This is a genomic window from Actinomadura syzygii, assembly GCF_008085905.1.
Taxonomy (GTDB): domain Bacteria; phylum Actinomycetota; class Actinomycetes; order Streptosporangiales; family Streptosporangiaceae; genus Spirillospora; species Spirillospora syzygii.
Window position 1 is genome coordinate 21,248 of record NZ_VSFF01000003.1, and the last position, 14,816, is coordinate 36,063.

Below are 14,816 nucleotides of genomic sequence, written 5' to 3' on the forward strand. Positions count from 1 at the left end.
CTCGATCTCCCCGCGTGGCCGGACGGTCAGCGCGCGGCGGGGTCGTGGACGTCGGCGAGGACGAAGTAGCTCTCCTCTTCCTGAGCGAAGTGCAGGCGGAGGACGGCATGCAGCTCCTGGACGGTCCGGCGCAGGTCGTCCGCGGTCTCCGGGGACGCGGGGTCCGCTTCCTGTTCGGTGAGGAGCGCGCCGACGCGCCGTGTCAGCTCGGCGATCTCGGTGTGCCCGCGGCTCATCGGGCCGGTAGGGTCGACGCCGCCCAGGGCCCGCGCGACCGCGGGGTAGAGCAGCCGTTCGTCGGTGCGTTCATGAGCGGTCAGGTCGGCCAGGAAGTCCGTGAGAGAGTCGGCCGCCGCGTCGCGTTCCCGGCCGGGGGAGCCGGTGACCGCGCCCGCCAGGGCGGGCAGCCGCTCGATCCGCGGCCACAGCGCCCGGTGCTCCTGGTCCAGCCGCCGGACCAGCTCGGCCTCGTCGCCGCGGAGGCGCGGCGTCCGGTCGCGTCCGGGGCCGAGCACGCGCAGCGCGGACAGGATCGCGGCGACGTCGATGCCCTCCTGGAGCAGCGCGCCCACGGCGGGGGCCAGCAGCCCGAACGCCGCCGCGACCATCGCGGCCACGGACAGGCCCATGCCCGCGAGGACGCTCTGCCGGGCGACCGACCGGGTGCGCCGGGCGATCGCCAGGGTCTCGGCCAGCCGCTCCAGCCGGTCCACGGTGATCACCACGTCGGCCGCCTCCGACGAGGCGGTCGCGCCGCGGGCGCCGAGCGCGACGCCGACCCCGGCCGCCGCGAGCGCGGGTGCGTCGTTGACGCCGTCGCCGACCATCACGGTCGCCGCCCGGGCGCTCTCCGCGCGGGCGATCTCGACCTTGCCGGCGGGCGTCAGGCCGGGATGGACGGCGTCCGCGCCGACCAGCTCGGCGATCGGTCCGGCGACCTCCGCGCGGTCGCCGGTCAGCATGACGGTCCGGACGATGCCCGCACGGTGGAGCAGCCGGAACGTCCGGGGGGCGTCCGGGCGGACGCGGTCGCGGAGCAGGAGCACGGCCGCGACCCGCCCGTCCACGCCGACGAACACGGTGATCTCGCCGCGCGCCGCGGCCCGGCGCCGGACCCGGTCCAGCCAGGCGGTGTCGGCGTGCCCGGCCCAGCTCGCCTTGCCGACGCCGACCCGGTGGCCGTTCACGGTGCCGCGCACGCCCTGGCCGGGGATCTCGGTGACGTCGGACGGCTCGGTGAGCCGCAGCTCGCGCTCGGCGGCGCCGCGCACGATGGCCGAGGCCAGCACGTGCGGGGACACCTGGTCCAGCGAGGCCGCGAGTGTCAGCGGGTCGCCCGGCGGCGCGGGCTCGGCGGGGACGACCGCGGCGAGCGCGGGACGTCCGGTGGTGACGGTGCCGGTCTTGTCGAACAGCAGCACCCGGGCTCCGGCGAGCCGCTCCAGCGCGCCGCCGCCCTTCACCACGACACCGCGCCGCGCGCAGCGCGACAGGCCGGAGACGAACGCGATCGGCGCCGCGATGATCAGCGGGCACGGGGTGGCGACGACGAGCACCGCGACCGCCCGCACCGGGTCCCCGGCCGCGAGCCACGCCGCTCCGGCCAGCAGCAGCGTGAGCGGCAGGAAGAACGCCGAGTACCGGTCGGCCAGCCGCACGAACGGCGAGTTCTCGGCGGCGGCCTCCTCCGCCAGCCGGACTATCCCCGCATAGGTGCTGGACCGGGCGTCGTTGGTCGCGCGCAGTCCGAACGGCCCGCCGGAGTTGACCGTCCCGGCCCGGACCGGCTCCCCGGCGGGGCGCTCCACCGGCAGGGGCTCCCCGGTCAGCGTGGACTCGTCCAGGACGGCGGACCCGTGCTCGACCTGCCCGTCCACCGGCACGGTCTCACCGGAGCGGACCAGCAGCCGGTCGCCCGGCCGCACCTCGGCGACGTCGACGGTGTCCAGGCCGTCCGCGGTCCGGCGGTGCGCGACCCGGGGCGCGAGCGACAGCAGCGCGCCGAGGTCGCGGCGGGCGCGGCGTCCCGCCCGTTCCTCCAGCAGCCGGCCGCCGGTGAGCATCACGGCGATCACGGCGCCCGCGAACGCCTCGCCGACCGCGAGCGTCCCGGCCAGCGCGAGCATCGCGATCACGTCGCTGCCGAACCTGCGGTGCCGCAGGCCGTCCACGACCCACCACGCCGACGGGCCGAGGGCGAGCACCGTCACCAGCAGCCAGACGGCGTCGCCGATGTCCGGGCCCACCGTCCAGCGGGCGACCGCGCCCGCCGCGAGACCCGCGGCGGTCACCGCGAACAGCATGTCGTGGCCGTGCCGGATGAGCGCGTTCCGGGTGTTCATCTCCACCTCGCCGGTTCCGGATTCCCCTTCCACCCTTCCCCCTCCCGACCTGGTCACCCAGGGGCGGAAGGGCAGCGGAGGACTGCCGATCGGCTCGTTGGACGCAGGGGCGAAAGGGCCCTTCGGAGATGACTTTCGTCCCTTGGCCCGTGCCGGCGTGCGATGGAGCGTGGAGGCCGGTGGCCGTGCGCGTCGACGTGGCTTGGAGCGTCCGGCCCTACCGGGACGAAGCCAGCAACGGAGGAGGACATGATGTCTGAGCCGATCGTCGTCGGCATCGACGGTTCCGACGAGGCGGACCGTGCCCTGCGATGGGCCGCCGCGGAAGCCGTACTGCGGGAACGTCCGCTCCACCTCGTCCACGCCGTGGAGAGCTGGCCCTACAAGGCGCCGGTGTTCGTGCCACCCGAGACGCCCGAGTACCTGGCCGGCGCCGGGCGCCGGGCCCTGACCGCCGCCAAGGAGCGCGTCCTGGAGCGGTGGCCGGGGCTGGCGACGACGGCCGAGCTGGTCGTCGAGGAGGCGCCGCGGGTCCTGCGGGACCAGTCGGAGAAGGCGTTCGAGGTGGTGGTGGGCAGCCGTGGCCGCGGCGGGTTCGCCGGCCTCCTCCTCGGGTCGGTGAGCATGCGCGTGGCGGGGCACTCGGCCGCCCCGGTCGTGATCGTGCGCGGCGACGCCGCCGACCGCGGCGAGGTCGTCGTCGGCATCGACCTGGCCCGCGAGGCCCACACGGTCCTCGACTACGCCTTCGACGCCGCGGCCGTCCGCGGCGCCCGGCTCCGGGTCGTCCATGCCTGGCAGAGCTTCGGCGCGCTCGTGGAGGCGGGGCTGGTCATCGACGCCGATCAGATCGAGTTGGACCTGCGGAACCAGGTCATCGCCGCGTACGGGCCCCTGCGGGCCAAGTACCCCCGGGTCGACGTCCTGGACGAGATCGTCCTGGAACACCCGGTGACGGCGCTGTCCAACGCCTCGCGCAACGCCCGTCTGGTGGTGGTCGGCGCCCGCGACCGCCGCTGGAACGCCCCTCGGCTCGGGTCGATCAGCCACGGCGTCGTCCACAACGGCCAGTGCCCGGTCGCCGTCGTCCCCCTCCACTGAACCCGGTGACGAGCGCGTGCGCGATCCCGTCCGCGGCCAGCGAGGCGAGGAACACCGCGGCGTCTGTTCCATGATGCACTTCGCTGCCACCTTCGTCCTTGCGCGGCGATCCGGTGCGCGGGCGGGGCCGAAGCGCCCTTGGCGGCGGGACGCTCGGCCCGCCTCCGGCTCAGCCGGTGCTCTGGTCGGCGGCTTCGGCGGCTTCGGCGGCTTCGGCGGCTTCGTCGCGGAGCGCGGCGACCTCGACGGTGAGGTCGATGCCGACGGGGCACCACACGATGCACCGGCCGCAGCCCACGCAACCGGAAGAGCCGAACTGGTCGTGCCAGGTGCCGAGCTTGTGGGTGAGCCACTGCCGGTAGCGGCTCTTGGCGGACGCCCGGACGTCACCGCCGTGCAGGTGGGAGAAGTCGGGGTCGAAGCAGGAGTCCCAGAGCTGCCACCGCTCGGCGTGGTCGCCGCTCAGGTCGGTGGTGTCGGTGACCCGCGTGCAGAAGCAGGTCGGGCACACCATGGTGCAGTTGCCGCAGCTCAGGCAGCGTTCGGCGACGTCGTCCCAGCGGGCGGCGTCCAGGCTGTCGGCCATCAGGTCGCGCAGGCTCAGGGCGGGCATCTCGCGGCCCATCCGATCGGCCGCGGCCGTCACCTCGGCGCGGGCCCGCTCCACGTCGCCGGGGTCGGCGGTCGCCGCGCCGATGTCGTCCAAGACGAGGGCGCCCGCGTCGGTGCCCACGTCAACGACGTATCGCGGGCCGTCTTCACCGGTCAGCTCGGTCAGCGCGAGGTCGTAACCGGGGCCTGCCTGCGGGCCGGTGCCCATGGACGCGCAGAAGCAGGTCTCGCCGGGCTCGGTGCAGTTGACGGCGATGATGAACGCGCCGTCGCGGCGGGCGGCGTAGGACGGGTCGGTGTGGCGGCCGCCGGTCAGGACGCGGTCCTGGATGGCGATGGCGCGCAGGTCGCACGGCCGGACGCCGAGCAGCGCCAGCCGTCCGGGCGCGGGCGGCTGGTCCTTGACCTCGAAGCCGTCCTCGGTCCGGGTCGCCTCCCAGAGCTTGACCCTCGACCGGTGCAGGAAGGGCTTCCAGGACTGCGGCCCGGCCGCGTGGGCGAAGGCCGCGCCGTCGTCCCTGCGGCGCAGCCGGTAGCCGCCCGGGCTGAGCCTGACGCCCCATCCGTACGGCAGCCGGTCGATCGAGTCCAGTTCGGCGAGGACGATCGCTTCGTCGCGGACGGTCGGCCCGATGACGGTGTATCCGGCGCGGCGGAGCGCGTCGTAGAGAGGACCGAGGCCGGTCAGTTCCAATGTGGCGTTCATGACGGATGGCTTTCCTTCATGGCGGACGGGAGCGAGGCGGCGATCCGGTCGGCGACGGTGATGACGGCGGCGGCGACCCGCGGTGTCAGTCCGCGGCCGAGGCCGAAGTCGTGCCCCTCGATCGCGAGGACGCGCAGCCGGACGGGCATCTGCCCGACGGCGAGCCCGAGCGCGACGGCGTCGCCGAGCCCGAGGGAGTGGCCGGTGACGGGACGCCGGGCGAGCGCCGCGGTCTCGGCGCCGAGGTCGTGGATCCGTCCGGGGACGGGCGGCTCGGCGCGGACCGCGTCCACGACGATCGCCAGGTCCGCCCCGGCCCACAGCGTGATGAGCCGGGCGGGCTCGCCGTCGGTCACCGCGAGCGTCGCGGCCACCCGGCCGCGCAGGGCCTCGACCACCGCGGGGCCCGCGCCGTCGTCGCGGCGGAAGTCGTTGCCGACGCCGATGACGATGGTCACGACCGGTCCACGGTGAGATCGAGGAAGTGGGTGGAGCAGGAGATGCACGGGTCGTAGTTGCGGATCGCCTGCTCGCACTGGTGGGTCAGGGCGTGGTCGTCCAGGTGCAGGCGGGTCGTGACGAACCGGCGCATGTCGTCCTCGATGGCGGCCTGGTTCTGCGACGTCGGCGGGACGATCCGCGCGGCCCGGATGAGCCCGTCCGGGCCGATGTCGTAGCGGTGGTAGAGGGTGCCGCGCGGCGCCTCGGTGACGCCGTGGCCGGTGCCCTTCCGCGGCGGCACGGGCACGGACGGGCGGGGCGGCGGCTCGTAGCCGTCGATGATCCGCAGGGCCTCGTCCACCGCGTAGACGATCTCGACGGCGCGGACCAGGACGCTCCGGAACGGGTTGCGGCACTCGGCGCCGAGCCCGGCCCGGTCGGCGGCCTCCAGCGCCAGCGGCGACAGCCGGTCCCGGTTGAGGGCGTACCGGGCCAGCGGACCGGTGAGGTACATGCCGCCGTCGGAGAAGCGGGCGTGCAGGGCGGTCGAGTGCGGGATCTGCTCCTCGACGATCTGCTCCTCGAATTCGGCGGCGGTGAAGACGCGCCCGGCGGTGCTGCGGAGCGTCCCTCCCTCCAGCGGATACCGGTCGGCCGTCAGCGCGAGGTACTCGTGGTCGTGGGTGAAGTCGGGGAACTCGAACGCGGCGGCCCATTCCACGGTGGCGAGCGCGTCGTCGAGGGCCCGCCGTAGCGTTTCGGCGAGCGGGCCGAGTTCGGCGCGCTCGGGCGTCCGGTAGAAGCCGCCGACCCGGACGTTCACCGGATGGATCGCCCGGCCGCCGAGGACCTCCAGCAGCGTGTTCCCCGCCTTCTTCAGGCGCAGGCCGCGTTCGACGATGTCGCGGTGGTCGCGGGCGAGCTCGACCGCGCCGGCGTAGCCGAGGAAGTCGGGCGCGTGCAGCAGGTAGACGTGCAGGGCGTGGCTCTCGATCCACTCGCCGCAGTACAGCAGGCGGCGCAGGTCGCGCAGGACGCCGTCCACGGTCACGCCGCACGCCGCCTCGACGGCCTGGCAGGCGCTCATCTGGTAGGCGACCGGGCAGATCCCGCAGATCCTGGCCGTGATGTCGGGCGGCTCGGTGTGGGCGCGGCCGCGCAGGAACGCCTCGAAGAACCGCGGCGGCTCGTAGATGTCCAGCCGCACCTCCTCGACGTCCTGGTCGCGCACCCGGACGTACATCGCGCCCTCGCCCTCGACCCGCGCGAGCGCCCCGACCTTCAGCGTCCGGTCATTGCGATGCGTCATCGTCGGCCTCCCGATCGTCGGCCTCCCGATCGTCGGCCTCCCGCCCGGACGGCGCCTCGCGGAACGCGGTGACGTTGAAGGTGGACAGCACCCGGTGCGTCTCGTCCTCGGTCATGTCCAGCCACGGCAGCAGCGCGCGGGTGTTGGGCCTGGTCCCGCCCCAGGCGGGGGAGGGGCCGAAGCAGCCGTAGCAGCCCCGCCCGTACGCCGGGCAGATCGCGCCGCAGCCCGCGTGGGTGATGGGCCCCAGGCAAGGAGTGCCGTGGGCGACCATCACGCAGAGGTTCCCGCGGCTCTTGCATTCGAAGCACACGCTGTGGCGCGGGACGTCGGGGTTGCGTCCGGTGAGGTGGGCCGTCAGCACCTCCAGGAGCTGGCGGCGGTCGATCGGGCAGCCGTGCAGCTCGAAGTCCACCGGCACGTGCGCGGCGACGGGCGTCGAGTCGGCGAGGGTGGCGATGTACTCGGGACGCGCGTAGACCACGGACGCGAACTCCCGCACGTCGCCGAAGTTCCGCAGCGCCTGGACGCCCCCGGCGGTCGCGCACGCCCCGATCGTGATCAGCTTCCGGGACACCGCCCGCACGTGCCGGATCCGGTCGAGGTCGGCGGGCGTCGTGATCGACCCCTCGACGAGGGAGACGTCGTACGGGCCCTCCCCGGCGGCGCTGGACGCCTCCAGGAAGTGCGCGATCTCGATCCGCCCGGTGAGGGCGAGCAGCTCGTCCTCGCAGTCCAGGAGGGTGAGCTGGCAGCCGTCGCAGGAGGCGAACTTCCACACGGCGAGCGTCGGTCGTCGTCCCCTCGCTACAGGTCCCATCGCTACAGCTCCCTGACGGTCATGAGCGGGACGGCCCGCTCGTACGGCACGACTGGCCCGTCCCGGCAGATCAGCAGCGGTCCGAGCTGGCAGTGCCCGCACCAGCCGAGCCCGCAGCGCATGTTGCGCTCCAGCGACAGCCGCACGTCGGCGGCGGGCGTCCCCAACCCGATGAACGCCTCCGCGGTGACGCGCATCATGACCTCCGGGCCGCAGACGAACGCGACCGCGCGGGCCGGATCGACGTCCGCGGCGCCCGCCAGCGACGTGATCAGCCCGACGTGGCCCGTCCAGCCCGGGGCCGGGCGGTCCGCCGTGACCTCGACCTGCGCGCCGCGTGCCCGCCACTCGTCGAGCTCGCCGGTGAACAGCAGGTCGTCAGGGGTGCGGACGCCGATCAGGACCGCGATCCGGCCGAAGGCGTCCCGGTCGGCCAGCGCCCGCAGCACCACCGGCCGCAGCGGCGCGAGCCCGATCCCGCCCGCCGCGATCACGAGGTCGCGTCCGCGTGCCGAGTCCAGCTCCCAGCCGGTGCCGAACGGCCCGCGCAACCCGAGGACCTGGCCCGGCCGCGTCCCGCACACGGCCCTGGTCACGGCCCCCACGGCTCGGACGGTCTGCTCAAGCACCGGCCCCGTCCGGCTCACGGAGATCGGCACCTCACCGACGCCGAACGCGTACATCATGGTGAACTGGCCGGGAGCGGGCTCCGGGATGGCAGCCGCGACGGGCTCCAGGGTCAGCGTCACCGTGTCGGCCGTCTCCGCGCGGCTCCGCGTCACCCGGTACGGGACGGGCGCCATCGGTGAGCCCTGCGGCGTCACCTGCCGTGCCATCTGCGAGGTCATCGCACGTCCTCGGGATGCGCGTACAGGTCCAGCATCCGGACCCGGGTGGCTTCGAGGCGGTCCAGCATCACCGCCGCGAACCGCAGCGTCAGGTCGTGGCCGAGCCGAGGGTCGGCGGCGCACAACTCCCGCACACCCGGCCCGTCGAATTGGACGGCCTTCACCGGTTCCAAGGCGACGGCGCCGAACCTCCAACGATGTGGGGAGAACAGCCATGACCAGCCCAGCACCGCCGAGGCGGGCAGGGTCTCCACCACCACGGCGCCCCGGCCGGGCACTTGGAGGTCGAGCGCGACCCTGCCGGAGCGGAGCAGCCAGAACCGCTGGGCGGATCCGCCTTCGTCGAAGAAGCGGTGCCCGGCCGGAACGTCCACGTCCTCGGCGGTCGTGGCCAGTGCGGCGAGGCTCGCATCGGGCATGCCGACGAAGAATCGCGCCTCCGCCAGAGCGTCGGCCGTGACGCCGCTCGTATGCTCCACCGGACCCGACCTCCTCTCGAAACGACTTCTGAACCGTCACCGACCAGAACGACGCGGCCCGTCCTCTCCGGGCACCTGGCACTTCCCACGGCGGCCGCGCCGACGAACAACATCATGAGAACCCGGAACGCCAAGATCACCAAGGGACCAAAGTCCCTTCTAACCGCATCCGACCGCTCCATGCCACGCCGCCCCCGGCGGCCGGGCCGCGCTCGCCCGCTGCGGTGCCGACGTTGTATCGGCTGGTCAGCGACGGTTGCGTCAAGGAGGGCGCCCCGCCGCAGCTCCGACGCCGATCAGGACCACGCCGCCGAACACCAGCGGGCTGGGCAGTCCCGACTTGGCCGAGGGTTCTCAGGCCGGGCGGTGACGGCGCTGGTCGAAACGGTGCCAGGCCCGGTCCCAGGCGCGGTAGCGCCGGCGGTCCAGGCGGTGGCGCAACAGCAGGTAGAGGCCGAGCGACGACAATCCCGCCGCCACAGCGGTCGCCGCCGCGGTCACCACCACTTCGACGACCGTGCGCGCATGCGTCCGCGGCGGCGAGTCGCTCACCCTGTGCCGCGGCCCTGCCCAAACCTTGGGATGATCACCGAACTCGACGCCGCGCCAGGTGACGTAGCGCCCGGATCGGAGCGTTCCGTCCTGGTCGATCCAGACCACGGTGACCTCACGCCCGCTCTGCAGCCGTCTGACCTTCACCACCGTGGCGTCCACGCGGTGCCGCGCGGTGGCCTCATATCGCTCCGCACGTCCCCCCGCATCCCGGGCATGTTGGACGGCCTGGACGCAGAGGACCGGAGTGATCGCCAAGAAGACCACGAGGAGGAACAGGCCGGAAAGCCACTGGACCCGATCCACGGGACGGCGCAGGTCATTGTCGTCGAACCCGCAGCGACGGCGCCAGCGATCGACCCTTGACCACGATTTAGGCGATTTCATGGCTGCGTCCTCCAACCTTTCCAATGTGAACGGCCCGCCGTAAATGGGTGGCCGTCACGGTCGACGCGCGTTGAGGCCCTCTTATGACATCCGGGGCAATCGGAAAGCGGTAATCGCCAACGTCTCGCGGCGGTGACGGCCGCCACAACGGACCGATGTCCTCGCCGGAAGCGTCCGAAAGTCCCGAATGACGCCGCCCACGGAACAGAGGGACGAACGTCCTTCGCCCCGGCGCCTACACCGCTCTCGTGCGTCCCCGACTGCTGCCGGAAAGCCCTGATACTCGAAATCCATGGTGAGACGTCCGGAAAGACGGCGGAGCTTGCCATCCGCCGACGCGCGGCCCGGCGCGGCCTCGCGCTCGGGACCTTCGTCCCCGACTTCGAGGCCGGGCGGCCCTGACCGGGCCGCGGGACGCGGAGGAGACTCGCCGCATGACCGGTACGCGGACACGCGAGGACGGCGGGACGGCCGAGGCGCGGCGGTTAGAGGTTCGCGGGACCGTGCAGGGAGTGGGGTTCCGGCCGTTCGTGTACAGGCTGGCCCTGGCATGCGGGGTCCGCGGCGACGTGCGCAACAGCGGCGGCGTGGTGCTGATCACGGCCGTGGGGGAGGCGCCGGTGCTGGACGACTTCGCGGCCCGTCTCGTCACCGAGGCGCCGGGAGCCGCGTCGGTGACCGGGGTGACGGCGACGACGCTGACCGGCGCGGTGGCACCGACGGGATTCGCGGTGCTCGGCAGCGCCGCGGACGGGTCGGCCACCCGGGACGTGCCGTCCGACCTGGCCACCTGCGAGGACTGTCTGCGGGAGCTGTTCGATCCGGGAGACCGGAGGTACCGGTATCCGTTCGTGAACTGCACCGCGTGCGGCCCGCGCGCCACGATCATCGCGGCGCTGCCCTACGACCGGGCCCGCACGACGATGGCCGCCTTCACGATGTGCCCGGCGTGCGAGGCCGAGTACCGCGACCCAGCAGACCGTCGCTTCCACGCCGAGCCCATCGCGTGCCCGGCGTGCGGGCCCCGGCTCGGCTGGCATCCCGGCGGGCGGCGAGAAGAGGCGGCCCTGAGCGCCGCCGCGGCGGTGATCCGCGGCGGCGGGGTGGTGGCGGTCAAGGGCATCGGCGGCTATCAGATGGTGTGCGACGCGACCGACGCGGAAGCGGTCGGCAGGCTTCGCGCCGCCAAGGGCAGGGAGGCCAAACCGCTGGCCGTGATGGTCCCGGATCTGGCGGCGGCGCGCGCGCTCGCCGACCTGACCGCCGCCGACGTCGGCGCGCTGACCTCGTCCGCCCGTCCCATCGTGCTGGCGCCGCGCGCGAGCGGATCGCTTGCCGCGCAGGTGTGCGACGGCCTGCCGGACGTGGGCGTGTTCCTGCCCTACAGCCCACTGCACCACCTGCTGCTGCGCGATGTCGCCGGGCCCCTGGTCGTGACCAGTGGAAACCACGCGGGCGGACCGATGGTGATCGAAGACGACGCGGCTCACCACCGACTGGGCCCGGTCGTCGATGGTGTCCTCTCCCACGACCGGCCGATCCTGGCCCGCTACGACGACTCCGTCGTCCGGGTGGTGGCCGGGCGGCCGTCCACCGTGCGCCGGGCCCGCGGTCTCACTCCGGCTCCGCTGCCGCTTCCGGTCGCCGCCGACGAGCCGGTCCTGGCGCTGGGAGCCCAGCTCAAGCACACGTTCACCGTCGCCAACGGCCGGCGGGCGATCGTCGGCCCGCACACGGGCGACCTGGAGGACGCGGAGACCTACGCCGCGTTCGAACATGCGCTGGAGCGCTGCCTGCGCGTCGAGGACGTCGAACCGGCGTACGTGGCGCACGACCTGCACCCGGAGTACCTGTCCAGCAAGCACGCGGCGCGATGGCCCGCGCGCCGCCGGATCCCGGTCCAGCACCACCACGCCCATGTCGCCGCCACCGCGGCAGAACACGGCGTGACCGGCCCCTTTCTCGGCGTCGCCTACGACGGGCTCGGGCTGGGCGACGACGGCACCTTCTGGGGCGGGGAGATCCTGCTCGCCACCTACACGGGATATCGAAGGCTCGGACGCTTCTCCCGCGCGCCGCTGTGCGGCGGCGCCGCGGCCGTGCGGCGGCCGGCCCGGATGGCGCTCGGCTACCTGTTCGGCGCCGAACCCCTGGACCACGCCGGTCCGGTCGCCGGCCCGGCAGCGGACCTGGTGGCGCGGCTGCCCGAACGGGAGGTCGCCGTCGTCCGCCGCATGATCGATCGGGGTGTGAACTCGCCCCCGGCGTCCAGCGCGGGACGGCTCTTCGACGCCTTGGCCGCGCTCCTCGGGATCTGCGACGACAACCGTTACGAGGGTGAGGCCGCGATGCGGCTCGAGGCGGCCGCCGCCGGACAGGACGCCGCGGATCCGCTCGACTGGAGGCTGGTCCGGCACGGCGGGCTGTGGGTGTACGACGGCGCGGTGACGCTGCGCGACGCGCTCGCGGCCCGCGCGGACGGCGAGCCGCCCGGGCGGATCGCCGCCGCCTTCCACCGGACTCTCGCCGCCGTCACCGCCGAGCTGTGCGGCCGCGCCGCCGACGACGCCGGCGTCGGCACCGTCTGCCTGTCGGGAGGCGTGTTCCAGAACCGCACGCTCGCCGCTGCCGTCGTCGGCGCGCTGGCCGGGGCGGGGTTCGAGGTCTTCATCGGCGAACGGGTCCCGGTGAACGACGGGGGTGTCAGCTACGGGCAGGCGGCGGTCGCGGCGGCGCGGCTGGCGGGCGCCCCGGAGAGGAGATGAACGGCATGTGCCTGGGCATTCCCGGACGGATCGTCGAGGCCGACGACTCCTACCCGCGCATGGGCGTGGTCGACTTCGACGGCGTCCGCCGGGAGGTCTGCCTCGCCTACACCCCGGAGGCGGACGTCGGGGACTTCGTCATCGTCCATGTCGGCTTCGCGATCAGCACGGTGGACGAGGAGGAGGCCGCCCGCACCCTGGCGGTGCTCAACGCCATCCCCGACGCGCTGAACGCCGAACTGGCCGGCGGCGACCCGTCCGGGAGGGCCGGATGAGATATCTCGACGAGTACCGGGATCCGGTGCTGGCCCGGCGGCTGCTCGCCGACGTCCACGCCACCGCCACCCGGCCCTGGACGATCATGGAGGTGTGCGGCGGGCAGACGCACACCATCGTCCGGCAGGGCATCGACGAGCTGCTGCCCGCCGACGTGCGCATGATCCACGGCCCCGGCTGCCCGGTCTGCGTCACCCCGCTGGAGACCCTGGACCGCGCGCTGGCCATCGCCGCCCGCCCCGAGGTGGTCTTCACCAGCTTCGGCGACATGCTCCGCGTCCCGGGCACCCGCGGCGACCTGCTCGGACTGCGGGCCAGGGGAGCGGACGTGCGCGTCGTCTACTCCCCGCTCGACGCCGTCGGCCTGGCGGCCGCCAACCCCGACCGGCAGGTGGTGTTCTTCGCGGTCGGGTTCGAGACCACCGCCCCGGCCAACGCGATGGCCGTCCTGCGCGCCCGCGACCTGGGCCTGGACAACTTCTCCATGCTCGTCAGCCATGTGCTGGTGCCGCCCGCGATCACCGCCGTCCTCGACGCGCCCGACAACCAGGTGCGGGCGTTCCTGGCCGCGGGCCACGTCTGCGCGGTGATGGGCTGGACCGAGTACGAACCGATCGCCGCCCGCTACCAGGTGCCCGTCGTGGTCACCGGGTTCGAGCCCCTCGACCTGCTCGAAGGGATCCTGATGGCCGTCCGGCAACTGGAGGACGGCCGCCACGAGGTCGAGAACCAGTACGCCCGCGCGGTGCGCCGCTCCGGCAACACCGCCGCCCAGGACGCGGTGCGCCGCGCGTTCCGCGTGACCACCCGGACATGGCGCGGCATCGGCCCCATCACGGCCAGCGGCCTGGCGCTCGCCCCCGAGCTCGCGGACTTCGACGCCGAACGCCGCTTCGCCGTCGACGGGCTCGACTCCGCCGAGAACGCCGACTGCATCGCCGGAGCGATCCTGCGGGGGACCAGCCTGCCCACCGACTGCGCCGCGTACGGCACGCGGTGCACGCCGCGCCACCCGCTGGGCGCGCCGATGGTGTCCAGCGAGGGCACCTGCGCCGCCTTCCACAACGCCGGGAGAACATGATGACCGATCCGACCGCCCTGAGCTGTCCCGCACCGGCGGCCGAGACCGAACGGGTCCTGCTCGGCCACGGCTCCGGCGGACGTCTGATGGCCGAGCTGCTGCACGACGTGATCGCGGCCGAGCTGGGCGCGGACCGCGTCACCGAGGACGCCGCGGTCGTCGACACCGGCACCGCCGAGGTGGTGACCAGCACCGACTCGTTCGTCGTCACGCCCCGGTTCTTCCCCGGCGGCGACATCGGCTCCCTGGCCGTGCACGGCACCGTCAACGACCTCGCCATGCGCGGCGCCCGGCCGGTCGCACTCACCCTCGCCTACATCATCGAGGAGGGTCTGCCGCTGGACGAGCTGCGCGCGGTCACCGCGTCGGCGGCGCGCGCGGCGGGCCTGGTCGGCGTCCCGATCGTCACAGGGGACACCAAGGTGGTCCCGCGCGGCGCCGCGGACGGCCTGTACGTCACCACCGCCGGGATCGGCGTCCGTCGGCTGGGCGCGGCGCCCTCGGCGGCCCGGGGCCGTCCCGGCGACATCGTCCTGCTGTCGGGACCGATCGCGCTTCACGGCACCGCGATCCTCAGCGCCCGGGAGAGCCTCGGCTTCGAGGCCGAGATCGCCTCCGACAGCAGGCCGCTGCACGCGCTGGTGACCGCCATGCTCGACGCGGGCGGACCGGACGTGCACACCCTGCGCGACCCCACCCGGGGCGGTCTCGCCAGCGCCCTCAACGAACTGGCCGAGACCTCGTCGGTCGGCGTCGACATCGCCGAGGACGCCGTCCCCGTACCGCGGCCCGCGGCCGCCGCCTGTGAGCTGCTCGGACTGGACCCGCTGCACGTCGCCAACGAGGGCTGCCTGGTCGCCTTCGTCGCACCGGCCGCGGCCGACGCCGTCCTGCGCGCGATGCGCGCCCGCCCCGAAGGCACCGAGGCCCGCGCGATCGGCACGCTCACCGACGAGCACCCCGGCCGCGTCCACATGCGCACGCTGCTCGGCGGCGTCCGCGTCGTCGACATGCTCGTAGGCGAGCAGCTCCCGCGCATCTGCTGACACGCCGGACGAACCGGCTACGACCGGATCAGCCGCCCGTCACAGGGGACG

General features: G+C 74.0%; 13 protein-coding genes. 5 read left to right on the forward strand and 8 right to left on the reverse strand.

Annotated features, from left to right (window positions below):
* Positions 1–26 precede the first annotated feature (26 nt).
* Positions 27–2,342: a heavy metal translocating P-type ATPase gene (locus tag FXF65_RS07180; RefSeq protein WP_148348945.1), complete on the reverse strand. Its 2,316-nt coding sequence runs from the start codon at positions 2,340–2,342 to the stop codon at positions 27–29.
* A 252-nt stretch (positions 2,343–2,594) separates the two neighbouring features.
* Between FXF65_RS07180 and FXF65_RS07185 the strand changes: the two genes are divergently transcribed.
* The gene (locus FXF65_RS07185; protein WP_246198398.1) at positions 2,595–3,443 is read left to right on the forward strand and encodes a universal stress protein; all 849 of its coding nucleotides are present in this window, start codon (positions 2,595–2,597) and stop codon (positions 3,441–3,443) included.
* 169 nt (positions 3,444–3,612) lie between these two features.
* On the opposite strand, the gene FXF65_RS07190 is transcribed toward FXF65_RS07185, so the two are convergent.
* From FXF65_RS07190 to FXF65_RS07220, 7 genes are all read right to left on the reverse strand, one after another.
* Positions 3,613–4,761 (reverse strand): 4Fe-4S dicluster domain-containing protein, encoded by a 1,149-nt coding sequence (locus FXF65_RS07190; RefSeq protein WP_148348947.1) that lies wholly within the window; start codon positions 4,759–4,761, stop codon positions 3,613–3,615.
* Complete coding sequence (locus FXF65_RS07195) at positions 4,758–5,219, reverse strand: hydrogenase maturation protease (RefSeq protein ID WP_222868423.1); 462 nt, start codon at positions 5,217–5,219, stop codon at positions 4,758–4,760. Before FXF65_RS07195 ends, FXF65_RS07190 begins: the two co-directional genes overlap by 4 nt.
* Complete coding sequence (locus tag FXF65_RS07200) at positions 5,216–6,511, reverse strand: Ni/Fe hydrogenase subunit alpha (protein ID WP_148348948.1); 1,296 nt, start codon at positions 6,509–6,511, stop codon at positions 5,216–5,218. Before FXF65_RS07200 ends, FXF65_RS07195 begins: the two co-directional genes overlap by 4 nt.
* Positions 6,495–7,331 (reverse strand): NADH-quinone oxidoreductase subunit B family protein, encoded by an 837-nt coding sequence (locus FXF65_RS07205; protein ID WP_148348949.1) that lies wholly within the window; start codon positions 7,329–7,331, stop codon positions 6,495–6,497. The genes FXF65_RS07200 and FXF65_RS07205 overlap by 17 nt, the downstream gene beginning before the upstream one ends.
* Before the next feature lie 2 nt (positions 7,332–7,333).
* Entirely contained in the window at positions 7,334–8,179 is an 846-nt protein-coding gene (locus tag FXF65_RS07210; protein ID WP_246198399.1) for an FAD/NAD(P)-binding protein, read from the reverse strand.
* Positions 8,176–8,658, reverse strand: coding sequence for a Crp/Fnr family transcriptional regulator (locus tag FXF65_RS07215; protein ID WP_222868424.1), 483 nt, complete (start codon positions 8,656–8,658; stop codon positions 8,176–8,178). The genes FXF65_RS07210 and FXF65_RS07215 overlap by 4 nt, the downstream gene beginning before the upstream one ends.
* Before the next feature lie 354 nt (positions 8,659–9,012).
* Entirely contained in the window at positions 9,013–9,612 is a 600-nt protein-coding gene (locus FXF65_RS07220; RefSeq protein WP_148348950.1) for an Rv1733c family protein, read from the reverse strand.
* Between the two features lie 419 nt (positions 9,613–10,031).
* On the opposite strand from FXF65_RS07220, the gene hypF reads away from it, so the two are divergent.
* From hypF to hypE, 4 genes are read left to right on the forward strand one after another with little or no spacing between them, the layout of a single operon-like run.
* The gene (hypF, locus tag FXF65_RS07225) at positions 10,032–12,362 is read left to right on the forward strand and encodes a carbamoyltransferase HypF (RefSeq protein WP_148348951.1); all 2,331 of its coding nucleotides are present in this window, start codon (positions 10,032–10,034) and stop codon (positions 12,360–12,362) included.
* A 5-nt stretch (positions 12,363–12,367) separates the two neighbouring features.
* Complete coding sequence (locus FXF65_RS07230; protein ID WP_148348952.1) at positions 12,368–12,637, forward strand: HypC/HybG/HupF family hydrogenase formation chaperone; 270 nt, start codon at positions 12,368–12,370, stop codon at positions 12,635–12,637.
* Entirely contained in the window at positions 12,634–13,719 is a 1,086-nt protein-coding gene (gene hypD, locus FXF65_RS07235) for a hydrogenase formation protein HypD (protein WP_148348953.1), read from the forward strand. The genes FXF65_RS07230 and hypD overlap by 4 nt, the downstream gene beginning before the upstream one ends.
* Positions 13,719–14,765, forward strand: a complete 1,047-nt coding sequence (gene hypE / locus FXF65_RS07240) for a hydrogenase expression/formation protein HypE (RefSeq protein ID WP_246198400.1) — start codon at positions 13,719–13,721, stop codon at positions 14,763–14,765. Before hypD ends, hypE begins: the two co-directional genes overlap by 1 nt.
* Positions 14,766–14,816 lie beyond the last annotated feature (51 nt).

Bases quoted from the DNA above. Each gene is read 5' to 3' on its own strand.
- FXF65_RS07180 (WP_148348945.1), bottom strand. From the start codon at position 2,342: ATGAACACCCGGAACGCGCTCATCCGGCACGGCCACGACATGCTGTTC.
- FXF65_RS07190 (WP_148348947.1), bottom strand. From the start codon at position 4,761: ATGAACGCCACATTGGAACTGACCGGCCTCGGTCCTCTCTACGACGCG.
- FXF65_RS07230 (WP_148348952.1), top strand. From the start codon at position 12,368: ATGTGCCTGGGCATTCCCGGACGGATCGTCGAGGCCGACGACTCCTAC.
- FXF65_RS07210 (WP_246198399.1), bottom strand. From the start codon at position 8,179: ATGACCTCGCAGATGGCACGGCAGGTGACGCCGCAGGGCTCACCGATG.
- hypD (WP_148348953.1), top strand. From the start codon at position 12,634: ATGAGATATCTCGACGAGTACCGGGATCCGGTGCTGGCCCGGCGGCTG.
- FXF65_RS07205 (WP_148348949.1), bottom strand. From the start codon at position 7,331: ATGGGACCTGTAGCGAGGGGACGACGACCGACGCTCGCCGTGTGGAAG.
- hypF (WP_148348951.1), top strand. From the start codon at position 10,032: ATGACCGGTACGCGGACACGCGAGGACGGCGGGACGGCCGAGGCGCGG.
- hypE (WP_246198400.1), top strand. From the start codon at position 13,719: ATGACCGATCCGACCGCCCTGAGCTGTCCCGCACCGGCGGCCGAGACC.
- FXF65_RS07185 (WP_246198398.1), top strand. From the start codon at position 2,595: ATGTCTGAGCCGATCGTCGTCGGCATCGACGGTTCCGACGAGGCGGAC.
- FXF65_RS07200 (WP_148348948.1), bottom strand. From the start codon at position 6,511: ATGACGCATCGCAATGACCGGACGCTGAAGGTCGGGGCGCTCGCGCGG.